Source organism: Pseudoxanthomonas sacheonensis, assembly GCF_010093305.1.
GTDB lineage: Bacteria > Pseudomonadota > Gammaproteobacteria > Xanthomonadales > Xanthomonadaceae > Pseudoxanthomonas_A > Pseudoxanthomonas_A sacheonensis.
In genome coordinates this window covers 177,513-201,847 of the sequence record NZ_PDWS01000001.1, presented here as the reverse complement: position 1 = coordinate 201,847, position 24,335 = coordinate 177,513, and the positions used below count along the sequence as shown (strand labels likewise).

The 24,335-nt window shown below is 63.9% G+C and carries 12 protein-coding genes and 1 riboswitch; of the genes, 4 read left to right on the top strand and 8 right to left on the bottom strand.

The window, feature by feature from the left end; all coding sequences use genetic code 11:
• The first annotated feature begins 203 nt into the window (after nt 1–203).
• A riboswitch (S-adenosyl-L-homocysteine riboswitch) is annotated at nt 204–284 on the top strand.
• A gap of 35 nt (nt 285–319) precedes the next feature.
• From ahcY to CSC73_RS00795, 4 genes are all read left to right on the top strand, one after another.
• Complete coding sequence (ahcY, locus tag CSC73_RS00810; RefSeq protein WP_163838566.1) at nt 320–1,750, top strand: adenosylhomocysteinase; 1,431 nt, start codon at nt 320–322, stop codon at nt 1,748–1,750.
• A gap of 205 nt (nt 1,751–1,955) precedes the next feature.
• Nucleotides 1,956–2,783 carry a methylenetetrahydrofolate reductase [NAD(P)H] gene (metF, locus tag CSC73_RS00805; RefSeq protein WP_163838565.1) on the top strand — a complete coding sequence of 276 codons (828 nt, stop codon included), beginning with the start codon at nt 1,956–1,958 and terminating at the stop codon, nt 2,781–2,783.
• A 57-nt stretch (nt 2,784–2,840) separates the two neighbouring features.
• Nucleotides 2,841–3,431: a hypothetical protein gene (locus CSC73_RS00800; RefSeq protein WP_163838564.1), complete on the top strand. Its 591-nt coding sequence runs from the start codon at nt 2,841–2,843 to the stop codon at nt 3,429–3,431.
• Nucleotides 3,432–3,554: 123 nt separating this feature from the next.
• A complete protein-coding gene (locus CSC73_RS00795) occupies nt 3,555–4,466 on the top strand; it encodes a branched-chain amino acid transaminase (protein WP_163838563.1) in 912 nt (303 codons plus the stop codon).
• A 342-nt stretch (nt 4,467–4,808) separates the two neighbouring features.
• Here the strand turns inward: CSC73_RS00795 and CSC73_RS00790 are convergent, their stop codons facing one another.
• The 8 genes from CSC73_RS00790 to CSC73_RS00755 form a co-directional block, all read right to left on the bottom strand.
• Nucleotides 4,809–6,137, bottom strand: a complete 1,329-nt coding sequence (locus CSC73_RS00790) for a sensor histidine kinase (RefSeq protein ID WP_163838562.1) — start codon at nt 6,135–6,137, stop codon at nt 4,809–4,811.
• The gene (locus CSC73_RS00785) at nt 6,130–6,807 is read right to left on the bottom strand and encodes a response regulator transcription factor (protein WP_093282672.1); all 678 of its coding nucleotides are present in this window, start codon (nt 6,805–6,807) and stop codon (nt 6,130–6,132) included. The genes CSC73_RS00790 and CSC73_RS00785 overlap by 8 nt, the downstream gene beginning before the upstream one ends.
• A gap of 13 nt (nt 6,808–6,820) precedes the next feature.
• Nucleotides 6,821–7,306: a hypothetical protein gene (locus tag CSC73_RS00780; RefSeq protein WP_246197252.1), complete on the bottom strand. Its 486-nt coding sequence runs from the start codon at nt 7,304–7,306 to the stop codon at nt 6,821–6,823.
• Between the two features lie 331 nt (nt 7,307–7,637).
• On the bottom strand, nt 7,638–8,534 hold the full coding sequence (gene rimK, locus CSC73_RS00775; protein WP_163838561.1) for a 30S ribosomal protein S6--L-glutamate ligase: 897 nt from the start codon (nt 8,532–8,534) through the stop codon (nt 7,638–7,640).
• Nucleotides 8,535–8,757: 223 nt separating this feature from the next.
• On the bottom strand, nt 8,758–10,122 hold the full coding sequence (locus tag CSC73_RS00770) for a hypothetical protein (protein ID WP_163838560.1): 1,365 nt from the start codon (nt 10,120–10,122) through the stop codon (nt 8,758–8,760).
• Nucleotides 10,122–13,844 (bottom strand): hypothetical protein, encoded by a 3,723-nt coding sequence (locus CSC73_RS00765; protein WP_246197251.1) that lies wholly within the window; start codon nt 13,842–13,844, stop codon nt 10,122–10,124. Before CSC73_RS00765 ends, CSC73_RS00770 begins: the two co-directional genes overlap by 1 nt.
• Before the next feature lie 18 nt (nt 13,845–13,862).
• Complete coding sequence (locus tag CSC73_RS00760; RefSeq protein ID WP_163838559.1) at nt 13,863–21,905, bottom strand: DUF7507 domain-containing protein; 8,043 nt, start codon at nt 21,903–21,905, stop codon at nt 13,863–13,865.
• Between the two features lie 547 nt (nt 21,906–22,452).
• Complete coding sequence (locus CSC73_RS00755) at nt 22,453–24,297, bottom strand: NPCBM/NEW2 domain-containing protein (RefSeq protein ID WP_163838558.1); 1,845 nt, start codon at nt 24,295–24,297, stop codon at nt 22,453–22,455.
• Nucleotides 24,298–24,335 lie beyond the last annotated feature (38 nt).

Below are 24,335 nucleotides of genomic sequence, written 5' to 3'. Positions count from 1 at the left end.
GGGCGGCCGCTTGTCCCAGGACAGCAGAATGGGCGCTAGCGTGTCTCTTCCGAGTCACCCAGATATCCCCTACGGGAACCTGCCATTCGGCGACGGTGTCCGCCGGGCTGACCTGACCGGGCAACCGCCTTGGGTCATGGCCGGACACCGCCGCATCTCCCCGTATATCCTTTCATCGCGAATGAGAGATATAATACCCGGCCTTCGCCGAGGGGCGCTGCGACCGAGACCACTGGAGTCCGGCCAGGCTCGGTGGAATGTTCCTGCAACGGCGCCCGGATAACATGCGATCCAAATCGCAAGAACCCGGAGCAATGCCATGAACGCAGTACGCAAATTCTCGACCGACGGCGACTACAAGGTCGCCGACATCTCCCTGGCCGATTGGGGCCGCAAGGAACTGGACATCGCCGAGCACGAGATGCCGGGTCTGATGTCGATCCGCCGGAAGTACGCCGCCGCCAAGCCGCTCAATGGCGTGCGCGTGACCGGCTCGCTGCACATGACCATCCAGACCGCGGTGCTGATCGAGACGCTGAAGGACATCGGCGCCGATGTGCGCTGGGCCTCGTGCAACATCTTCTCCACCCAGGACCACGCCGCCGCGGCCATCGCCGCCACCGGCACGCCGGTGTTCGCCTGGAAGGGCGAGTCGCTGGAGGAATACTGGGACTGCACTCTGGACGCGCTGACCTTCCCGGGCGGCAAGGGTCCGGAGCTGGTCGTCGACGACGGCGGCGATGTCACCCTGCTGATCCACAAGGGCTATGAGCTGGAAAACGGCTCCAAGTGGGTGGACGAACCCGCTTCCTCGCACGAGGAAGGCGTGATCAAGAACCTGCTCAAGCGCGTGGCCAAGGAACGTCCCGGCTTCTGGCACACCGTGGTCAAGGACTGGAAGGGCGTTTCGGAAGAAACCACCACCGGCGTGCACCGCCTGTACCAGATGGTCGAGAACAAATCGCTGCTGGTCCCGGCCATCAACGTCAACGACTCGGTGACCAAATCCAAGTTCGACAACCTGTACGGCTGCCGCGAATCGCTGGCCGACGGCCTGAAGCGCGCCATGGACGTGATGCTGGCCGGCAAGGTCGCCGTGGTCTGCGGTTACGGCGACGTCGGCAAGGGCTCGGCCCACAGCCTGCGCGCTTACGGCGCCCGCGTGGTGGTCACCGAGATCGACCCGATCAACGCCCTGCAGGCGTCGATGGAAGGTTTCGAAGTCAACACCGTGGAAAGCACCCTGGGCCGCGGCGACATCTACGTCACCACCACCGGCAACAAGGACGTGCTGACCATCGAGCACCTGAGCCACATGAAGGACCAGGCCATCGTCTGCAACATCGGCCACTTCGACAACGAGATCCAGGTCGACGCGCTGAACGAGTTCCCCGGCGTCACCAAACTCAACATCAAGCCGCAGGTGGACAAATACACCTTCCCCGACGGCCGTGCGATCTTCCTGCTGGCCGAAGGCCGCCTGGTCAACCTGGGCTGCGCCACCGGCCACCCCAGCTTCGTCATGTCCAACTCGTTCTCCAACCAGACCCTGGCGCAGATCGACCTGTGGGCGAACAAGGACAAGTACGAGCCGACCGTGTACATCCTGCCCAAGAAACTGGACGAGGAAGTGGCGCGTCTGCACCTGGAGAAGATCGGCGTCAAGCTGACCACGCTGACAGCCGAACAGGCCGCGTACCTGGGCGTGAACGTGGACGGGCCGTACAAGCCGGAGCATTACCGCTACTGATCGAAGGGGCGGCGTTCTCCGGTTCGCCGCCCTGTTTTTTGCCGTCTTTGTTCAAGCGTAATTTTTCGGCCGTCATTCCCGCGAAGGCGGGAACCCAGGGACTTTGCTCTTCGGCGAAATGGGAAAGTCGCTGGGTCCCCGCCTTCGCGGGGATGACGATTCGTTCTGGGAGCGACTCCCGACTGCACGCACGCGGACCTGGCCAATGCGCACACCCGTTTCCTTCGAGTTCTATCCGCCCAAGACCGACGAACAACGTTCGCAGTTGGACCGTACTGCGGAAAAACTCAAAGCGTATTCGCCGGAATACGTTTCCTGCACCTTCGGCGCCGGCGGCTCCACGCTCAGCTACACCTCCGAAACCGTCCGCCATCTCAACCAGACCCACGGCTTCGATGCCGCGCCGCATCTTTCCTGCGTCGGCGGCAGCCGCGAGGAAATCCGCGAATTGCTGCGTCTCTACCGCGCCCTGGGCTGCAAGCGCATCGTCGCGCTGCGCGGCGACCTGCCCTCGGGCATGGGCCATCCAGGCGACTTGCGCTACGCCTCCGAACTCATCCAGTTCATCCGTGCCGAGCATGGCGACGCCTTCCATATCGAAGTGGGCGCCTATCCGGAAACCCATCCCCAGTCCGACGACGCGCTGACCGACCTGAAGCACTTCAAGGCCAAGGTCGACGCCGGCGCCGATGGCGCCATCACCCAGTATTTCTACAACGCCGACGCCTATTTCCACTTCGTCGATGCCGTGCGCAAGCTGGGCGTGCAGATTCCGATCATTCCAGGAATCATGCCCATCTCCAACTACACCCAGCTCAAGCGCTTCTCCGAGGCCTGCGGCGCGGAAATACCGCGCTGGATCGGCAAGCGCATGCAGGCCCTGGGCGATGACGCGGACAGCATCCGCGAGTTCGGCGCCGATGTGGTCGCTGGCCTGTGCCAGCGCCTGATCGCCGGCGGCGCCCCGGCGCTGCATTTCTACACACTCAACCTGGCCAAGCCCACGCAATCGGTATTGAGCCGGCTCGACTGAACCGACGCAAAGGTGGTGCTTCCCTCGCCCGATGGCGACGGGTTAGGCTGCACGCCGATGCGTTCGCTCTTGCTCACGGTTTCATTGTCCGGTGCTGCCCTGTTGTATGGCGCGGCGACACCGGCATTCGCGCAGAAAGTACAACGCTGCACCACCATGAGCGGCGAGACCGTCTATACCGACAAGCGTTGCGAGGATATCGGGGCCATGGACCGGTTGCCGCAGGTCACGCCTGGCAGCTCAAGCGGGTCGGGAGGCATCTACCGTGCGGGTTGTTCACGGACGCTGAGCGATCTGGTCTATCAGATCACCTCGGCAGTGGAGAACAAGGACGTCAATCGCCTGGCCAGCGTGTATCAATGGACTGGCGTTTCCAATGCGGCGGCCAACAGCATTCTCGACAAGCTGCAGGCCGTCGTCGATCGTCCGCTGGTGGACATCGTACCGGTGCGCCCCCAGCCGCCGCCCATCGTCGATGCAGACGGGGTGGTGATCGACGACAACAGCGACGGCTACTATCCCCAGACAGCGGCGCCGCGGCGCCCGATCGGTCTGCGGCTGGAGCAGACCTTGAAGAACGGCAGCACCCCCTCGCGCACGGTATTCGGCCTGCACCGCAGCTACAACTGCTTCTGGATCAGCCTGTAGGAGCGGGCCCTGCCCGCGACGCTTTTGGGCACATGCATTGCGCCAAAAGCGTCGCGGGCAGGGCCCGCTCCTACAAAGGCGGCTGCAGCTGGCAGAATAGGAGGAGCCAACAGGAGCCCCCGCATGAAATTCCCCGACAAAATCTGGCACAACGGCGTCATCAAGCCCTGGGCCGAAGCCACCACGCACGTGATGGCGCATGCCATCCACTACGGCTCGTCCGTGTTCGAAGGCATCCGCGCCTACGAGACGCCGAAAGGTACCGCGATCTTCCGCCTCAACGACCATAACAAGCGGTTGTTCCAGTCGGCGAAGATCTACGACATCGATATTCCCTACACGCTGGAAGAGATCAACCAGGCGTGCCGCGAAATCGTCAAGGTCAATGGCTTGAGCAAGGCTTACCTGCGTCCCATCGTGTTCCGCGGCTACGGCGGGGTCGGCATCGCGGCGGATACGCCGATCGACGTGGCGGTGGCGGCGATGGAATTCGGCCGCTACCTGGGTGAGGACGGCATGGAGAAAGGCATCGACGCCTGCGTGTCGAGCTGGCAGCGCTTCGCGCCCAATACCCTGCCGGCGGGCGCGAAGGCCGGCGGCAATTATCTTTCGGGCCAACTGGTCACGCGCGAGGCGCGCCGGCACGGTTATGGCGAAGGCATCGCGCTGGCTTCCACCGGCTTGCTGAGCGAAGGCGCGGGCGAGAACCTGTTCCTGGTGTTCGAGGGCGCGCTGCACACCACGCCCGCCAGCGCTTCGTTGCTTGCGGGCATCACCCGCAATTCGATCATCCGCCTGGCCCGCGACAACGGTATCGAAGTGGTCGAACGCGATCTTCCGCGCGAATATCTGTACCTGTGCGACGAGTTGCTGATGTGCGGCACCGCGGCCGAAATCACGCCGCTGCGCTCGGTAGACGGCAAGCCGGTCGGCGATGGCAAGCCCGGTCCGGTGACCAAGAAGATCCAGGATCTGTTCTTCGGTTTGTTCGAAGGGCGTACCGAGGACAAGCACGGGTGGCTGGATTACCTGTGATCGTCTCGCTGTAGCGCTGGACTTTCCCCGCGCACTGTTCAAAGTTCCAATGGCGGCCCAACCGCGGGAGCGGCGTCCCGCCGCGAGCTTTGCTTTCTTGCAGCCAGAAAAGCAGAACAAGAGCTCGCGGCGGGACGCCGCTCCCACGACTCGTCGGGCAGGATCTTGTGCTGCTGGATCGACGTTTCCCGGCAACTCCAGATTGCCGCCAAGAGCGCTCAGACAAGCTCCGCGCCAAGACCGTGAGTTCAATTCCTGGCGATATCCTTGCAGAGCCGAGCTTGCTCGGCTGCTTTCATTCGCGCACAAAGCAGCCGAGCAAGCTCGGCTCTACAAGGAGAGTCAAGCAGCGGTGAACTTCAACGTGGCGACCACGCCACGTGTTTCGCCCGGCCGTACGCCCACTTGCCAGCCGTAAAGCTCGCAAAGACGGCTGACGATGGACAGACCGATGCCGCCACCCTGCGAATGACCGGCATGGGTGCCGCGATACCCGCGTTCGAACAGGCGGGCTGCGTCTTCAGGGCTCAGTCCCGGACCGGAATCGATGACTTCCACGCTGTCGGCCAGCAGCCGCACCACCACGTCGCCCTCCAGCGTGTACTTCACCGCATTGCCGATCAGGTTGCCAAGCGCCACTGAAACTGCCGATTCGGGCGCATCTACGGTCAATCCGCTCTCGCCTTCCATGCGCAGAGTCAAGGGCTTGTTTCCCAATTGCGCACGGTGCGCATCCAGCAATTGTTCGGCGACGCGCGCCACCAGCGTGTTGCCCTGTCCGCGCTCGTTGCGCGACAGCAGCAGCAGCGATCCGATCAGGTCGGTGCATTGCTGTTCCGCGCGCTGGATGCGATAGAGCCGTTGCTGCACTTTTTCATCCAACCCGGGTCGGGCCAGCAGCAATTCGGTCGCACCGCGTATCACTGCCAGTGGCGTGCGCAACTCGTGGCTGACGTCGGCGTTGAATTCTCGGTCGCGCTGCACTACTTCGGTAAGACGTGCGGAGTAGTCGTCGAGCGCCTTGGCCAGTTCGCCCACCTCGTCTTCGGGGAAATGGGCAGCCAATGGCTTGGGATTGCTGCTGCCACGATAGGAGCGAAGGCGCGCAGCGAGTTCGGAAACCGGACTCATGACCCTTGATGCCGCCCACCAACCGACCACCAAGGAGAGCAGCGTGAAAAATATTACCGACAGATAGATGGCTCGATTGAACTGCTGTTCGCCCCGAATCGACTCACTGGTGTCATAAGCCAGAAAGAACCAAGCAGATGGGGTTTTACGCACTGCCAACTTGTAAGCAAACGGCTTACCTTGCTCGTCGGCTCCTATCAAACTGTGGATACCATCATTGAGGGCATACCACTCCTGTTTGTTCTTGCGTACGGATTCAAATTTGTCCGGCGTGTAAACGAAGGCCCTAATCTGATCAACTGCAAACTGAGGGTTTCCGGGGTCGCGTTGAAACTGCTTCGCAAACTGATCAATGTTGCGGCTCATCAGATCTTCCACCAACTGGCTCTCGACCCTCGTACGGGTCCAGTTGGTGGCGAATGCAAACAGGGCAGTCAGCCCGAAGCCTAGCAGCACGAACGATAGAATGATGCGGCTGCGAAGCCGGCGCCTGAATCGTGCCGGCCGCCGCCGTGTTGAAGTCTCTGTTGTTTCAGGCATCCGGCGCGGCTATCCGGTAACCAATGCCATGCCGGGTCTGGATGAACGGCGTATCGAACGGCTTATCGACCACCGCGCGCAGGCCGTGGATGTGCACGCGTAGCGAATCCGAATCCGGCAGCTCTTCGCCCCACACGCGGGTTTCCAGCTCCTGGCGGGTGACCACCGCAGGCGAGGCTTCCATCAACGCCTGCAGGATCTTCAGCGCGGTGGGATTAAGCTGCAGCAGCTTGCCCTGGCGGCGCACTTCCAGCGTGTCCAGGTTGTATTCCAGCTCGCCCACCTCCAGCACGCGCGTCTGCACGCCCTTGCCGCGGCGCGACAACGCATTCAGGCGGACCTCGACTTCCTGCAACGCGAACGGCTTGATCAGATAGTCGTCGGCGCCCGAATCGAAACCGGCCAGTTTGTTGTCCAGCGTATCGCGCGCGGTGAGCATGAGTATGGGCGTCTGCTTGCGCGCCTCGTTGCGCAGCTTGCGGCAGACTTCCAGGCCATCCATGCCTGGAAGGTTGAGGTCCAGCACGATGGCATCGAAGTCATGCACGACCGCCAAGTGCAGGCCGGTCACGCCGTCGGCCGCGAAATCCACGGTGTGGCCGCGGTCTTCGAGATAGTCCCCGAGATTCGCCGCGATGTCGCTGTTGTCTTCGATAACCAGGATTCGCACTGTTTTTCAGCCTTTATCTTGCTTCAAGGGTGGGGACTCTGATGTTGCGTATCGCACTTTGCGCATCCTCGTGCGCGCGTTTCCGCTCCGCTACTGTCATGCATTGGGTCGTTTGGCGGTGTGAACCCACTTTCTTTTCGCGGCTGCAGACCAGCCGGCTGTCCTCGCCTGCTTTTGTCAGAAGTGTGTTGATCAGCTCCTGATCGTTGAATACCTCCGCCTTTTGCTGTGCGGTCAAACCCTCCACGCCACCGGCCGCCTGGAGCTGGCTGTCTATCCTGTTCAGTGCGTCCCTCACTTTGGCTCGGTTTTCCGCGCTGATTTCGCTATAGGTCTCACCGTCCGCCAATTGCTCGATTATCCGCGCGCTTTGGTCTGCGAAAGCGTTCTTCTCCAAGTTGAGCTCGGACTTCTGTTTGCCAGGTCCGGTCTGGCTGATGCTCGCCTGCGCAAGGGGGAACACTGCGATCAGCAAAGCCGCTGCAACTAATCGGTACATTCTTCCGCTCCATGTTGATGCTTACTCATTAACCGGATCGCCAGACGGCCACCCGGAGCCATTGCCGCTGCCGTGATTCGAGCGCGCGGAGCCTCGATTCTTGCACAGCTGCCAAAGATTGAGCGACCCGGCCCGCAACAAAAAGACCCAAGCGGGTAGACACCCGCTTGGGCCAAAGAGTTGCCCGATTACCGTAACCCTGCTTCCCGTAGCCACTGACGATAGCTTGAGAGCACAGACTTGCGGTCGGCAGACGCTACGCTGGTGGCGATTAAACGGCCGTTAAAAAAATTAGGTTAAGTTGACGTGAAGGCTTGAATTTATATATTAACTAATTGATTTTTAATGAATTACTTTTTCTTGATACCACTATGTGATCGATAATGGCGCCCGCCACATCTTCGGCGCCCACCTGCTCTATACCTTCCAACCCCGGGGTCGAATTGACCTCCAGCACCAGCGGGCCGCGCTGCGCCCGGATCAGGTCCACACCGGCCACGTTGAGTCCCAGGCTACGCGCCGCGCGCACTGCGACGTCCTTTTCGGCCTGACTCGCTTCCACCGGCTCGGCGGTGCCTCCCCGATGCAGATTGGAACGGAAATCCCCTTCCGGCGCCTGCCGCCGCATCGAAGCCACCACCCGGTCGCCCACCACGAAACAGCGCAGATCGGCGCCCTGGGCTTCCCCGATGAATTCCTGGACCACGAAATTGGCGTAGAGCCCGCGTAGCGCCTCGATCACGCTGCGGGAGGCGGAGGGTTTTTCGGTCAGCATCACTCCCGCCCCCTGAGTGCCTTCGTTGAGTTTGATGACGTGCGGCGGCGGTCCCAGCATGGACAGCAGGTCCACGGTGTCGTCCGGATTGTCGCCGAAGACCGTGATCGGCATGCCGATGCCCTGGGCGGCCAACAACTGGTGCGCGCGCAGCTTGTCGCGCGCGCGCAGGATCGCATCGGAAGGATTGGGCGTGTAACTGCCCATCATTTCGAGCTGGCGCAGCACGGCGGTGCCGTAGCGCGTGATGGAGGCGCCGATACGCGGGATCACCGCGTCGTAACCGGCGATCGGTTTGCCCTTGTAATGCATGCTGAAACCATCGCTGGCGATGCGCATGTAACAGCGAAGAGGATCGAGGACGCGCACGGTATGGCCGCGCACGCGCGCCGCTTCCACCAGACGCCTGGTGGAATAAAGCTTGCTGTTGCGCGAGAGAATGGCGAGTTTCATCCATGGCCTGTCTGGCGATCGGGGCCACAGCATGCCACGCCGGCCGCACCTGCGTATGACGGTGGAATCGGCGGTTCATCGCTTCGACATGCACGGCCGCAAAAAAAACGCGCCCCGTGGCCGGACCGCGCACGTCGGGCCGAAGATGGCTGGTCCGGGCATCGCGCATACCTGGGTACGGGCCGCACGCGCTGCCGAGGGCGGATCGAATCTTCCTGCCCCGTTATTGCGCCGTACAGATCAAAGTCACGGTGACCGAACTGTTGGCCGACAAAGCGGGAATGGCCACACCAGCCGCCGATTGCAACTCCGTCACCAGCGCCGCGCCGGTTGCGGCAGGACAGGCCGCGGTTCCCGTAGTCACCGCGCATGTCGCCGTGGTGCAGGTCAGACCGGTCGATACGGGATCCCGCAACCTCGCCCCGTCGGCCGCGTCAGGGCCGGTATTGGCCGCGACGATGCTGTAGGTGGTGGGGACGCCCCGGGTCACTGTGTCCGAGGCCTGATCTATGTCGCCATTCGTCCCAGGTGTGTTGGTCTTTGTGATCATCAGGCCCGAGGCCCTGCGGGTATTGGTATATCTGCAGACAACGGCGGTACCGCTATTGCCCACGACCAAGGTGTTGCCGCTCAATATTCCGTCGCCCGTGCAGGTCAGCGCACCGTTGTACAGACCCGTGTTCGAACCAGCCAAGGTCTCGGCGAGGACCAGCGTTTCCCCGCCGTAGACCGTCACCGGCGTGCTGTCGGTATCGGTTTCGTTTGCCGCGCCCGCATCGGAGACCAGCGTATCGATCACGGTGCCGCCGCGCGAAATGGTCAGCGTGGCATCGTCGCCTGCCGATGCGTTCGACCATGCCTTCACCAGCGTCAACTGTGCGGGAACGCACTGGTTGGTCGAAAAACTCAGGGCCGCCTGATCGAAGTTCGCGTTGTTGTCCATGGAGACCACATAGGAGACCGTGGTTCCGGCAGGGATATCGACGACCCCCGATACCTGCACCCAGGGAGCGGTGCCCGAAGTCACCGGCGGGACCGGCGCCGGGAGGCTTGCGCTGGCCGTTGCCAGGACTGCGCCCGCGGTACCCACGCCCTGCCTGATGGAAATGCTGGCCGTTGCGGCGGACAGGTTGTCGCGCGTCGAGAACCAACCCGAAAAAGCCGCTTGCCGGGTCACGCCCGGCTGCGTTCCCCCGCATGCCGGTACGGTGAAAGACTGATAGAAGTCATTGGACCCGCTGGCGATATCCAGATAGTGCTGCCGAACGCCTACGCCGGTCGCGGGGTCCGCGTCCAGCCTGGGGCCGCTAGTGCCGTAGTTGAAGGTTGCACCGCCATCCACCTTGACCACGTTCGAGCTGTTGCCTGCACCGAGGGTCCACGGCGTGATCGGGTAGCCGATGTTGTTGCCGAACGCCGGGGGAGGATTGGCCTCGAAACCCGGATTTCCGATCAGGTTCTGCGCATCGGCTTGCGAAGAGCAGAACAGCATGGCCAGGCCCAGCAGTCCGCAGAACAACTGACCGACTGAATTCAGCCCGCTACGTGCACGGGCCCGGACGATCCGGATATCCGAATGCGGATTCATCAATAGCTACCCACGATGTTGATGAAGAAACCCTTGTGGTCGTAATCGAAATCGGTGAGGTCGTCGCTGAAATCGGTGAAGTTGTAGCCCACGCCCACGCGGAAGTTCTTGTTGAGGTCGCGGTCCACGCCGACCAGGTAGCCGCTGCGGGTGCCGCCGTCTTTCACGTCCAGCCAGCGATACTCGGCCAACGCGTGCCACTGCGTGCGCAGCTCGTAACGGATCTGTCCGGAGGCGAAGGTAGTGGCCGAGTCCGTCCAGGCGCCGACACCACGTCCGAAACGCACTTCGCCCTCGCGCCGCGCCAGTTTGCCGGCGAACTCCCAGTGCGTATCCAGCTTGTACACGCCTTCCAGCGAGAACACCTGCGAGCGCTGGTCGTAATCGACGCCGTTGATCTGGTCCAGCGTGGACAGATCGTAGAGGTAGGTGTAACGGCCGAACACGCCCCAGCGCGTGCTGTTCCACGGACGCCAAGCGAAACCCACGTTGCCTTCGATGAACTTGGCGCCGGCTTGCGGATTCAGTTCGTCGTCGGTGTCCGAATAGTTCAGGCGTGCGGCGATGCGCCAGCTTTCGTTGAACTTGTGGGTGAAGCGGTTGGTGCTGACCCACTGCTCGCGCTGCTCGGCGCCGGTGTCCTTGCGCCATTCAAGCTTGCTGTTCCAGTCGGTGTCGGGCGAGGTGCGTCCGCCGTTGATGCTGACCGCGCGCCGGTCGACCACGCCCTGCGCACCGGTCAGTTCGCCGGACTGCAGGGTGAAGCCGGTGGTCCAGCCCTGCGACGGATAGAAATCCATGCCGAAGGTGTGGGCCAGGCCGGATTCGGCCGGGGTTTTCAGGAACTGGCTTTCGTTGAACAGATTGACCTGGTTAGACAGGCGCCAACGCTGGCCCAGCGTCCAACCATTCTGCCGGTTCGGATTGAACAGCGAGTCGTAGGCGGTGGTGTCGGTCGAATAGGTGTAGCCGCCGTAGATCGTATGTTCCGGCGCCAGGCGGTATTCCGCATTGACCGTGGCCGCATCGCCGCGATCGCCGGTGCTGATTTCCGCACCGACCGACGACAGATCGCCGAACAGATATTTGCCGCCCAAAGTGAAGGCATCGTTGTCCGCATACTGGCCGCCATCATCGTCCAGCGTCACCTGCGCGGTGCCGTAGACGTCCAGCGACGTGCCGAAACGGTGGGTGTACTTCACCGCACCGAGCGTGCCGGCCACTTCGCCGAGCAAGCGGTCTTCCTCGACCCGGCGGACCTCACCGCTCAGCGTGCTGTGGTCGCTGATGCGCCATTCCGCGGTGACTTGCGCCTGGGTCAGGGTTTCATCGCCGCGTTCCGCCTTGCTGAAGCGCGCGTAGAGGCCGGTGTTGGGCGTGAACTGGCCCAGCACCTCGGCGCCGACTTCGGTGATGTCCAGGCCGTTGTCGTAGCGGCTGATGGAATAGCCGGCGCCGACATCGCGCCACCACGCACCCGCGCTCCAATCCTGTTCGGTCCAGCCGAGTTCCTTGAAGTTGACGCGCGCTTCGACCGACTTGGCCTGGCCTTCGCGCGGACCGACCGGATTGAGCTGGGTGAAGGTGAAACCGCCGTTGTCGGAGAAGAACACCGGTGCGCTGAACGATTCGGTCTGGGTGTATTCGGCCTTGAGGTAGGTGCCCTTGCCCGCTTGCAACGTGATGTCGCCGCTGGCCAGGGTGTAGTCCTCGCCTGCGCGGTTTTCGTCCACGTAAGTGGCGCCCACGCCCAGGTGATCGCCGAACCAGTGCTTGGCGCGCACGCCGGCGGTGACATCGTCCGGATCGAAACCCGACGGTACCCATTCGTAATCCACCACCAGGCGCTGCTCGAAGCCGTCCAGCGGCGTGTCGCGGGTCAAGGTGGGAATGTTGTCGCGGGTGATCTGCAACAGCGGGCGCGTCAGCAGCAGACGGCCCTGCATCTCGTCGATTTCGTAATCGGCACCACGGGTCATCGGGATGCGGTTCTCGACGCGGCCGGTGGTCAGGTCGCGTATTTCCAGCACCACCACGTCCGAACCCGGCAGCACATCCTGATGCTTCAGGTAGTACAGGCTGCCGCCGGTGCCGATGAATTCGCTGTGGCCGGGGGCGGTCTGCGCTTCGGAAGCGAACGCGCGCACTTCGGTGCCCGGATCGCCCCAGGCGTTGGTCGCGCGCGAACGCCAGTTGAGCGCCGCGCCGTACAGCGAACGCACGTACTGCGCGTACTCGGTACCGGTGAAGCCGGTGTAGAAATTGCCCCACAACGCCTGGTTCTTGTCCCAATCCATGCGCAGATAGAAACGGCCCATGGTGTCCACGTCGCGATAGGTCGTGGAGTCGTCGCCGTAGACCGGGTAATAAAGATCCGGATCGAGGCGGCGGAAGACGTCCTGCGGGTCGGCGTTGGTGAAACCGTCGAACAGATGCTCCAGGTCGCGTTCGGTAGTGTCGGCCTGCGCCGTCAGCAGATACTTGCCCTTGAACTTGGCCTTGCCGTAGAACGCCAGGCGGCCATCGCTGATCACATCGTCGTCGTAGCGCGGGTCCACCAGCGACGGATCGGCCGAACCGCCGATCTTGTTCTGGGAGATAGTCACATCGGCCAGGCCGACGCCGAAGAAATAGCGTCCGGTGACATCCACGTTGAGCGTGTGGTGGGCGGTCGAATTCTGCGACGTGGTCGCCGGCGCTCCATCCAGGCGCGGCGCGCCGCCCTGGATCTCGATGTCGAACGCATGCTGCCCGACCGGCACCAGATATTCGGCCGTGAACTTGCGTTCCATATCGACCGGATAGTTGTCGCCGTTGATCTTCAGCGCGTAGCCCTGGGGCAGGTTGCGGCCCTGGATGCGGATGCGCGAACCGTAGATGGGGATGTTCTGCTGGCGCAGCCCGTTCTGGGCGAACGCGTCGTCGATCAGGCTTTGCGTCTGGGCCTGGTCGATGCTCAGCGCGGTGCCAAGATACTTCTCGGTGGTGTCGCGCAGGGCTTGTCCGCCGCGCTCGGCTTCTTCCGGCGAAACCAGTTGCAGCTTGCTGGGATAGGTTTCGTCGAAATTGCCTTCGGCATCGAAGGCGCGCAGCACGTAGACCAGCTCGTCGCCGGCGCGGAAACGGTATTTCGCCGGCAGGGTTCCGTCCCATTCGGCCGATACGATGTTGCCCACGTCCATCGGCAGCGTGACCAGGGGATCGATCAGGTCGGCGTCGCTGGCGCGGTAGATCGTCAGCTGGTAGCGCTTCACGAACGTGGAGTAATTGCTGCGCGTGTAGAACTGCACAGGCTTGGTGATGGCGGTGCCGTCGAACGGCACGATGCCCGGTGCGGAGATCGAGAGCTCGGGCTGGCCAAGCGCGGGATCCTCGGTGGCCCAGATCGCGCCGCCATTGGCCAGTTGGATGGAGAACTTGCCCTTGGCCACGGCTTTGCCGGGTTGTTCCATGGCCACGGTCACGCGGCGATCGGGCTGCAGCGCTTCCGACGATGCGTTTGCGCCGGCGGCAACCACCGGCTTGCGTTCGCCGCGCGTGCGCAACCGGAACAGCAGGCCGTCCTGCGAACTGCAACCGGCGTCGGTGCAATCGACTTCCGGCGTCTGCGCGGCGCCTTCCGTTTTGCCGGCCGCGACCGGAGCCGCCTGCTGCGCAACCGCCAGCGGCGTCATGCCCGCCAGCAAGCTGATCAGGGTGTAGTCGAGTAGTTTCATCTTCATCTTCATGATCCAGCCCCCTTACTTGCCGGTACCGGCAGGGGCTGCCGGATCGTTACTGGACTCGACACGCACCTTGGCGCGCACGGCAGGACTCAACTTGGCGGCAACCGCTTCGTAAACCGCCTTGGCACGACGCATACCCAGCGCCGCGTTGTAGGCATCGGAACCGCGCGGATCGGCATGGCCGACGATCGCTATCGCTCCTCCTCCTTTTTCGTCCAGATAGGCAGCCACCTTGTCCAGGAGCGGCAGGAACTGCGGCTTGACCGTCGATTTGTCGGTATCGAACAGCACCGTGCCCAGCAGCGGGCCGCCTTCGGCGATGCCGACGAGCAAGGACGACGGATCGTCCAGCTCGGTGCGCACGCTGACCGTCAATGCCTTGGCGATGTCGGCGGGCACGTAGCTCACCAGTGCGTCCTTCACCGCGCTGGCGCGATCGAAAGCGAGGCTTTCGGTATCGCCATTGGCGCTGACCAGCACTTCGCCGCCGCGGTACTCGGCCACCTTGGCGGCGATTTGTTCGATCACCGGCAGGTATTGATCGCGCAGCTTGGCGCTGCCCGGAGCGAAGATGACTTCGCCCAGTTCCAGCTCCACCTGCTGTTCGCCGCCCTGCACTTCCTCGACCGGCAGCTTGACGCCGAAGTCGAAACGCACCGGAAGTCCGGGAGTGATGCGGCGCACCAGCGGGTTGTCGGTGGTGAACGCCGTTCCGGCCGGCAATGTCGACGGATCGACCTTGAGGATGAAGTTGCGGCCGCGGCCGCTATCGCCACCGGCGATGCCTTCCAGGTGGTAGCGCCCGAACTGGTCGGTCTCGATCAGCAGGCCTTCCACCGAAGCGATACGCACGCCCGGAACGCCGCGTTCATCGATGCCGAGGTTGCTGATCACGTAATCCACCACGTAACCGCCCTCGCCCTGCGCAATGCGACGCTCCACTTTCGGTTCGGCCGCGTTGAGGCCCTTGGCCGCTTCGCCGCTCTTCTCCACGGTGGTTTTGCCGGCGGCATCCATACGTACGGTGACGCCCTGCGCGCTGGTCAGCACGAAGTCGTTGGTGAAGGCAGGCTGGTTCAGACGCTGGCGGATCACGACCTGGTGGTGTTCGACCGGATCGGCGATCGACTGGCGCGCACCGATGGCGCCCACGTCGATGCCGTGCAGCAACGGCGAACTGGCGTCGGCTTCCGGTTGCGCACCCATGCCACGATCCACGGTGGTCGAGTTGGCCACGTAAGCACCGGAAGCAAAACCGCCCTGCACGCGCACGCCGCTCAGCGCCGCGCTGTCCTGCCAGGTATCGCCGTCGCGATCGTCGAACACGGTGCCGATCAACAGGCTGTCGTCGACCAGCGCATCGGCCACCAGGGTGACCGCAGCGGTGCTGCTGTTGGAGATCGGCGCGCCGCTCTGGGTGAAGGCCTGGGCCAGGTTGCGTTGCACGCCTGGGCGCACGCCCGCGCCCACGCGCATCGCATACATCAGCGTGGCGGTCTGGCCGGGTTCGATATCCAGGCCTTCGAAGCGCAGGGGGCTCTGGCCTACGGCCGTGGCCTGGTTGTCGCCGTCGGTCACGCTCAGCGAACCTTCCACGTAGCTGAAACCAAGCGGCGGCGTGTCCACGATGCTGCCGTTGATCAGCCTGCCGTTGCCCACGTTCTCCACGCTCAACGTGTAGCGGACCAGATCGCCGATCTTCACTTCGCGCACGGCAACGGTCTTGAGGATGCGCAACTGGTAGTCGGACAACACCGGATGCTCGGTGCTGCAAGCCAGCGCGCAGGTCGGCGAATCGGCGCCGGTGGGCACCACTACGTTGCCGACCGTGCCGGTCGCATCGGTATCCACCAGGGTGGTGTACGCAAAGGTGTAGGTGCCAGGCAAAGTGCCGGCCGCGACCGTGCACACCAGGCCGGTCGCACTGGCTGCGCAACCCGCCGGCAACGTGCCGGTAAGCGTCTGGTCGCCGCTGATGGTGTCGGTCAAAGTCACCGCATCGGTGGTGACCGAATTGGCCACGGTCACCGCCAGCGTGTAAGCCAGTGTGTCGCCTGCCGACACCGAAGTGCCGGACGCTGGATTGGAAGTCTTGGACACGGTGATCGCAGTCGCCACGACCGTATGGCTGGTGCTGCAATCGACGCAGGTCGGACCATCGCCACCGCTGGGCACCACCACATTGCCGAGAGTGCCGGTGGCATCGGCGGCAACGCGCGTGGAATACGAGAAGCTGTAGCTGCCCGGCAACGCGCCGGCCGCCAGCGTGCACACCAGTCCGCCGCCGCTCGCCGCACAACCCGCCGGCAACGCACCGGTGAGAACCTGATCGCCACTGATCGTATCGGTCAGGGTGACCGCATCGGTGGTGATGGAGTTGGCCACGGTTACGGTCACGGTGTAGGTCACCGTGTCGCCAGGTGCCACTTCCGCGCCCGATGCTGGGTTGGAGGTTTTGGCCACGGTCACCACCGAGGCGGCAACCGGGTGCTCGGTGCTGCAGTTGGTGCAGGTGGGGTTGTCGGTGCCGCTGGGCACCACGTTGTTGCCCAGCCTGCCGGTCGCATCTGCATCCACCGTGGTGCTGTAGGTGAAGCTGTAACTGCCGGGTTGGGTGCCGGCGGCCAGGGTGCACACCAGTCCGCCGGCGCCACTGGCGCAGTTCGCCGGAAGCGGGCCAGTGAGCGTCTGGTCGCCGCTCAAGGTGTCGGTCAACGTCAGCGTCGAGGTGGTGGCGGCGTTGGCCACGACTACCGCCAGCGTGTAGCTGATGGTGTCGCCCGGTCGCACGGTTTCGCCGCTGGCCGGATTGGAGATCTTGGAAACCGTGACTGCCAGCAGGGGTGTGCTTGTGGTGGACGAATTGCTGGGTACGGCCGGACCCACAGGCGGAGTGCCGGTGGCGGTCGCGGTGTTGTTCACCACACCGGCGGCCACTTCGGCCTGGGTGATGGTGTGAATGCCGGTGCAAGTCGCGATAGCGCCCGGCAGCAGCGTGGTCGCGTCGCATACCGCCGGCGCATCCAGCAGCGCATCGTCGATCACGATGCCGGTCAAGGTCACGTTACCGGTGTTGGTCGCCACGAAGGTGTAGCCGATCGTGCTGCCGGCGATGTTGCCCGAAGGCGCACCGGCGGTCTTGAGCAAGCTCAGGGCCGGGTTGGCGGCGATAGGCGTGGTCGTGGTGGACGGCGGTGAAGTCACCGGCGGACCCACCGGCGGCGTACCGGTCACCGTGGCGCTGTTGTTCGCTGCGCCCGCGTTCACTTCGGCCTGCGTGATGGTGTGCGTGCCGGTGCAAGTGGCGATGGCGCTCGGCAGCAACGTGGTTACATCGCACACCGCTGGCGCATCCAGCTGCGCGTCATTGATCACGATGCCGCTGAGAGTGACGTTGCCGGTGTTGGTTACTACGAAGGTGTAACCGATCGTGCTACCGGCCGTATTGCCCGATGGCGTGCCCGCCGTCTTGGCGATGGTCAGGGCCGGGTTGGAGGCGATCGGCGTCGTGGTGGTCGACGGCGGCGAGGTCACCGGCGGGCCCACCGGCGGTGTGCCGGTAGCGGTCGCGCTGTTGTTCACCGCGCCCGCGTTCACTTCGGCTTGCGTGATCGTATGCGTGCCCGTGCAGGTGGCGATAGCAAGCGGCAACAACGTGGTCGCATCGCACACCGCCGGCGCGTCCAACAGCGCATCGTCGATCACGATGCCGCTGAGAGTGACGTTGCCGGTGTTGGTTACTACGAAGGTGTAACCGATCGTGCTACCGGCCGTATTGCCCGAGGGCGCGCCCGCGGTCTTGGCGATGGTCAGGGCCGGGTTGGAGGCGATCGGCGTCGTGGTGGTCGACGGCGGCGAGGTCACCGGCGGGCCCGACGGCGGCGTGCCGGTGGCCGTGGCGCTGTTGTTCACCGCGCCGTTATTCACTTCGGCCTGGGTGATGGTATGCGAGCCGGTGCAGGTGGCGATGGCGCTGGGCAGCAACGTGGTTACGTCGCATACCGCGGGTGCATCCAACATCGCATCGGTCACAACGATACCGGTCAAGGTCACGTTGCCGGTGTTGGTCACCACGAAGGTGTAACCGATCGTGCTGCCGGCCGTGTTGCCCGACGGCGGGCCTGCCGTCTTGACGATAGTCAGCGCAGGCGCCGTGGTGATCGGCGTCGTGGTGGTGGAAGGCGGCGAAGCCACCGGCGGACCCGAAGGCGGAGTCCCGGTAGCCGTGGCACTGTTGTTCACCGTGCCGGCATTCACTTCGGCCTGGGTGACCGTGTGCGTGCCGGTGCAGGTGGCGATAGCACCCGGCAGCAGCGTGGTTACGTCGCATACCGCCGGCGCATCCAGCTGCGCATCGTTGATCACGATGCCGCTGAGGGTGACATTACCCGTGTTGTTCACCACGAAGGTGTAGCCAAGCGTGCTGCCAGCCGTATTGCCCGACAGCGTGCCTGCCGTCTTGACGAGGGTCAGCGCAGGCGCTGTGGTGATCGGCGTCGTCGTGGTCGACGGCGGCGAAGTCACCGGCGGACCCGAAGGCGGAGTCCCGGTGACGGTGGCGCTGTTGTTCACCGCGCCCGCGTTCACTTCGGCCTGCGTAATGGTGTGCGTGCCGGTGCAGGTCATGTTCGCTCCGACCGCCAGCGTGGTCGACGGGCAGGTAGCTGCCGCGTCGAGCTGTGCATCGTTCACCAGCACCGCCGTCAGCGGTGTGTTGCCGGTGTTGCTCACCAGGAAGCTGTAAGCGATGGTGTCGCCGGCGTCGGTCAGCGTCGAGCTCGTACCCAGCGCCGTAGTGGGCGTACCGGCCGTCTTGGCGATGGTCAGGGTCGAGGTGGTGGTGATCGGCGTCGTCGTGGTCGACGGCGGCGAAGTCACCGGCGGACCCACGGGCGGCGTACCGGTCGCCGTAGCGCTGTTGTTCACCGTACCGGCGTTCACCTCGGCCTGGGTGATGGTGTGGGTACCGGTGCAGTTGGCGATAGCGCCGGGCAGCAATGTAGTTACGTCGCATACCGCAGACGCATCCAGCATTGCATCGGTCACGGTAATACCGGTCAAAGTCACGTTGCCGGTGTTGGTCACCAGGAAGCTGTAAGCGATGGTGTCGCCGGCATCGGTCAGCGTCGGGCTCGCACCCAGTGCCGTGGTCGCCGTACCCGCCGTCTTGGCGATGGTCAGGGCCGAAGTCGTGGTGATCGGTGTCGTCGTGGTCGACGGCGGCGAAGTCACCGGCGGGCCCGAGGGCGGTGTACCGGTGGCCGTGGCGCTGTTGTTCACCGCGCCCGCGTTCACTTCGACCTGCGTAATGGTATGCGTGCCGGTGCAGGTCATATTCGCGCCGACCGCCAGCGTGGTCGACGGACAGGTGGCTGCCGCATCGAGCTGCGCGTCGATCACCGCCACCGCGGTCAGCGGCGTGTTGCCGGTGTTGCTCACCAGGAAGCTGTAAGCGATGGTGTCGCCGGCATCGGTCAGCGTCGGGCTCGCACCCAGTGCCGTGGTCGCCGTACCCGCCGTCTTGGCGATGGTCAGGGCCGAAGTCGTGGTGATCGGTGTCGTCGTGGTCGACGGCGGCGAAGTCACCGGCGGGCCCGAGGGCGGTGTACCGGTGGCCGTGGCGCTGTTGTTCACCGCGCCCGCGTTCACTTCGACCTGCGTAATGGTATGCGTGCCGGTGCAGGTCATATTCGCGCCGACCGCCAGCGTGGTCGACGGACAGGTGGCTGCCGCATCGAGCTGCGCGTCGATCACCGCCACCGCGGTCAGCGGCGTGTTGCCGGTGTTGCTCACCAGGAAGCTGTAAGCGATGGTGTCGCCGGCATCGGTCAGCGTCGGGCTTGCGCCCAGCGCCGTGGTCGCCGCACCTGCGGTCTTGGCGATGGCCAGTTCGGGCAATGCAACCGGCGTGGTTTCGCCGCAGTCGTTGCCCACTGCCGCGCAGCTCACCCCGTCCACGGCAACCGTGTTGACGATGGAAGCGGTGGCGCCGGTCGGGAATGGAGCAACGACCTGCACAACGAAGTTCAACGTGGCGCTGCCGCCGACCGGAATGTTCACCGCATTGGTGTTGGTGCAGTTGCTCGCGGCGCAGGTGAAGTTGTTGCCCGCGGCTACCGCTGTGGTGTTGGCCGGCAGGGTTTCGACCACATCGCCCGCGAACAGAGTCGCGGCGAGGCTGCCGCCGACATGCGTGACCTCGATCTGATAGGTGAGCGTGTCGCCAGCAGCAACCGCTGCACCTGCCACATAGGCCGAACCGTTCACCTGGGCCAAGGTCTTTTCGACCTGCAGTTGTGCCGGCGTGGGCGCAGCGGGGAACGAGCACGAAGCGAGATCGCGGGCCTGATTGGCCGCAGTAGCCGCTACCGGCGCCAGCGTGCCGGTGCTCAGATCGATGCGGTAATAACTGCTTGGCGCCGTGTTGGTGGCGACGTACAGCAGACCGTCGTTGCCATAGGCCACGCCGGCCCATTGCAGGGTGCTGGGCGCGCCGTTGAGCAGCGGCCGCTGCTGGCGGGTGGCCGATACCGCGGCCGTGCTGAAATCGATCCTGTAGAGATCCACGCCAGCGGTCAGCCAGCCATAGCCTGCGCCGTCGAACGCAATATCGCCCGAACTGGCATTGGTGGGCTGGAAGTCGTAGGTCAGGTTGCCGTACGAAGCCAGCGAGTAATTGAAGGCGCCCGAGGGAGTCACTCGCCAGACCGCGGGATTAGCCCCACTGCCGGCCACCAGATAGCCAACGCCCGCCTGGGTCATGCCGGCGCGCGGGAAATCGGGCGTAGCGATCGGACCGGCAGCGGCGTACCAACCGCCGTTCGCAGCATCGTACGCGTACAGCGTCGACTGGCCGCCGCTATAGCTGATGAACAGCAGCCGGTTGTTCACCGGATCCACCATCATCGCATTGAGGTTGGGGGCGACATTCAAGGTCAGCTCGGGCACCAGGACATCGGGCGTCCCGCTGCCGACCGTGTAGCGATAGAACTCGCCGCGGCCGGAGACCTGGGTGACGTTGAAGACCGAATCGACGGCGCAGAAATTGACGCTGGGCACCAGCGTGGTGAGCGTGGTGTCCGGCGGGCTGGTCACCGCGATTCCGCCGGATGTCGAACCGGTGGCGGTGGCGCTATTGCTCACCGATCCGGCGGCGACTTCCGCTGCGGTGATGGTGTGGACGCCGGTGCAAGTGGTCGTGTTGCCGGGCGCGGACGGAGTCAGCGTGGTGCTGCCGCAGGTAGCCGGCGCATCCAGTTGCGCATCGACCACCGCGATTCCGTTCAACGTCACCGCGCCGGTGTTGGTGATCACGAAGGTATAGGCGATGGTGCTGCCCGCGGTGCTGCCCGAAGGAGTGCCCGCCGTCTTGTCGATGGTCAGCGATGCTGCGGGCACGGCGGGCGGATTCACGCACGTGGCGTTGTCGCTGGTGTCCGTTTCCTGACCGGTGGGCAGCGATGCGTTGTTGTACAGACCGCTACCCGGCGTGGGAGTGGCCGCGCAAGTAGTGGGGGCCGAAGCGTCGGTGTAGACGTAGGTGATGCTGACGTCGAAGGTATGGGTGACGCCCGCGCCGATCGCTATGCCGGTTCCGGTCAACTGGTTAGGACCGTCGATCGTCGACGAGCCGCCGGCGGGTGCGCCGGCACCGGAAGTGGTCCAGGCGATGCCGGTGATGTTGGTGTTGGCGGGAAAAACCGGAGTATCGGTCAATGCCCCGTAAGTGCCGGCCGCGCCGCCGGAATTGGTCACCGTGATCGTGTAGGAAACCGTGTACACGCCCAGGGCGTTCGGACCCGACACCCCGACGGCGGACTTGGCGACGTTGATCAGCGGCTCGACTACATCGTCGGTATCGCTCGCGCTGCGCACGCAGGTCGGATTGGTCGCCGCATCGGAGCAGCTCACGCCGCTCGGCGGCGTAACCGTAGCCGTGTTGGTAACCGTCTGCGCCCAGGCCGCAGGAGCGCCGATAAGCGCGCCCGCGAGCGTGAAAACACACAGAGTGAACCAGCGCCGGAAACCAAGCGCATTGCAACGAGACGCGTCAGCCACGTGAATCCCCTAATCCATTGTGTTTCTGATCACCGGCCGCCGGACACCGCAGTGCCCCACCCCCCGGAAATCAATCTCGGTCGCTAGCTGGTTTTCGCCCCCATCGGCCAAAGCCAGGACCGGTGATGCGGGGCATCGCCTGTCGGCACGGCACGGGGGTTGCAGCAAGTAGCGCTTGCGTTAATGGTAGTTGGGTCACAGTTTTGCTGTTTACTGACTCACACAATAAAAGTGACGCATTGCGTCATAGTGTGAGACGAAAACGCATGCTCGCCATACCGACGGCGGCTCCCAATTTTCAGAAAAAACCAGCTATGGCAATGGGTTAGAGCATTCAGCCAGGTGAAGTTGTCGCATGAGCGAGGGCTGGCTCAGCTGATTTGTTATTAGTTTCACAATAGATAATCGGCATCTTTCAACCGACGAACGGAATCCCTGTTACGCCCTGAAATACATGACGGCTGCCACTTCCGCGAAGCTCGCCGAAAACGTTTTCCCGGAAATGCCGCGTATGCGGACTGCGGACCCCCTCGGCGACGTCCTGGCATCAGTCGAACCGCGCGCCGCCCCATGCCGTCACCAGGGAACCCTCCCCGCTTCTGCCGCTTTCGGCGGTCAGCTCCAGGACATCCACGCCCGATACCTCCACATCGATAGCGGCCGGCGCAGCGCCACGCTTCAGCGGCGCGCTTTCGAACAGCAGCCTGCGGTCTCCATAGACGCGGAACACCACCTTGCCGCCGGCATCGGCAGAACTGTCGTCCACGCCCGCCACCGCCGTGAAGCGGGTGAACTGCCGCTGTGCCAGGATCTCCAGCCGCGAGTTCGCCTGGATGCCGATGCCGTAAGGCTGCGGCTGTCCCGCCAGACTGATGGCCTTGCCTTGTGGCGTGAGGTCGGCGCGCGGACCGCCCGAGGCCGCGGTCACGTCCGGGTTGACCGCGCGGGTACCGTCGACGGCGGCGTTGATGCGTCCGGTCATCTCGCTAAGGAAAGCGCCTTTGCCCGCCAGTGGCTTGCCGACGAGCTTGAGCATGCGTGTTTCGCGCGGAGCGACGGAGACCCGCAGCACGTCCACTGCCGGCGCAAGATCGCCATGCGCCCACAGGTCGCGCACGCTGGCGTGGCTGCCGGGCTCCAGTTTCAATTGCCGCCAGGTCACTGCGACTTCGGATTTTTCCGTGCCCCGGTTGAAAACGGCCACGGCCCGCTCTCCGCTTCCGGCCAGGGTTTTCACCAGCACCTGCACTTTGCCGTCGTCGTGCACGATCGCGCCCTGGTTGCCGGCACGATCCTGATTGACCGCGATCACTTCCTGGTTGAGCAGGATCTCGAGGATCGGTTGCGGCGCCTTGTTCAGATCGAAGCCCATCAGCAGCGGTGCCGACAGAATCGACCACAGCGAGAAATGCGTCTTCGCTTCGATCAGGTGATTGCCGTCGAAATCGCCCAGGCCGATGGCCAGCATGTCGGGATCGTTCCAGCGTCCGGGGCCTGCGTACATTTCGCGTTTGGCGGCGCTGTCGAAGTTGTGCAGCAGGCTTTCCCACTTCGGCTCGATGTCGGCGCTGGTACGCCAGAGATTGCCGTGCATGCCGCCCCAGCGGCGCGAATCGGCCTCGCCCCAAACACAGATGGCCAGTACCGGGTCGGCGTCCGGATTGAGTTCCTTCAACAGCCGGCCGATCCTGGCATAGCGCGTTTCCACGCCGTCCAGGTCGGAGCTGCCGGGTTGTCCGCGGGTGAACTGCGGCTTGAATTCCTCGTACCGCCCGGCGACCACGCTTTCGTTGTCGCGCCCGTAGTCGGCCAGTCCGCAGGCATCCACTTTCACGTAGTCGAAGCCCCACTCCTGGAAGTACAGGCGCAGGTCCTGGTATTCGTAGCCATCGAGTCCGATCTCGCGTTCCAGCACCGATCCCTCGGGCAGGTTGGGACTCTGCGGATCCCAGCGCTGCGAGCAGCTGTTCTTGCCCGAATCGGTATAGATGCCCGCCTTGAAACCCATCGCATGCAGCCGATCGGTCAACGGCCGGAAGCTGGTCTGGCCGTCGGGGCCGACGGCGGCGCTTGGAAAGATCGAAGTGCGGATGATCATCCGTCCATCGGCGCCGCGCTTCAGCCACCAGCCATCGTCGAGGTTGATGTAGCGGTAACCGGCGGCGGCCAGACCGGAGCGCTTGATCTTGTCGGCGTTGGCCATGATCTTGCCCTCGTCCACTTCGGTACGGAAAGCGTTCCATGGGTTCCACCCCATCGGCGGAGTGGCCGCCGCCTCGCCGCCGTACACGGAGAACTTTCCGCTGGGTTGGAGCTGGGCGGTTTGCGCGTGGACGGAGAACGACGCGGAGATCGCGGCCACCATCGCTGCGGACAGCATCTTTCGGAACATTTTCTGGCCTCTGCAGGAATCCGGAAAAAATGAAGGCT

What these genes read in the sequence shown, in the direction of transcription:
- rimK (WP_163838561.1), bottom strand. Translation starts at nt 8,534, where the DNA reads ATGAAACTCGCCATTCTCTCGCGCAACAGCAAGCTTTATTCCACCAGG.
- CSC73_RS00765 (WP_246197251.1), bottom strand. Translation starts at nt 13,844, where the DNA reads ATGAAGATGAAACTACTCGACTACACCCTGATCAGCTTGCTGGCGGGC.
- CSC73_RS00755 (WP_163838558.1), bottom strand. Translation starts at nt 24,297, where the DNA reads ATGTTCCGAAAGATGCTGTCCGCAGCGATGGTGGCCGCGATCTCCGCG.
- CSC73_RS00795 (WP_163838563.1), top strand. Translation starts at nt 3,555, where the DNA reads ATGAAATTCCCCGACAAAATCTGGCACAACGGCGTCATCAAGCCCTGG.
- ahcY (WP_163838566.1), top strand. Translation starts at nt 320, where the DNA reads ATGAACGCAGTACGCAAATTCTCGACCGACGGCGACTACAAGGTCGCC.
- CSC73_RS00790 (WP_163838562.1), bottom strand. Translation starts at nt 6,137, where the DNA reads ATGCCTGAAACAACAGAGACTTCAACACGGCGGCGGCCGGCACGATTC.
- CSC73_RS00800 (WP_163838564.1), top strand. Translation starts at nt 2,841, where the DNA reads ATGCGTTCGCTCTTGCTCACGGTTTCATTGTCCGGTGCTGCCCTGTTG.
- metF (WP_163838565.1), top strand. Translation starts at nt 1,956, where the DNA reads ATGCGCACACCCGTTTCCTTCGAGTTCTATCCGCCCAAGACCGACGAA.
- CSC73_RS00770 (WP_163838560.1), bottom strand. Translation starts at nt 10,122, where the DNA reads ATGAATCCGCATTCGGATATCCGGATCGTCCGGGCCCGTGCACGTAGC.
- CSC73_RS00780 (WP_246197252.1), bottom strand. Translation starts at nt 7,306, where the DNA reads ATGTACCGATTAGTTGCAGCGGCTTTGCTGATCGCAGTGTTCCCCCTT.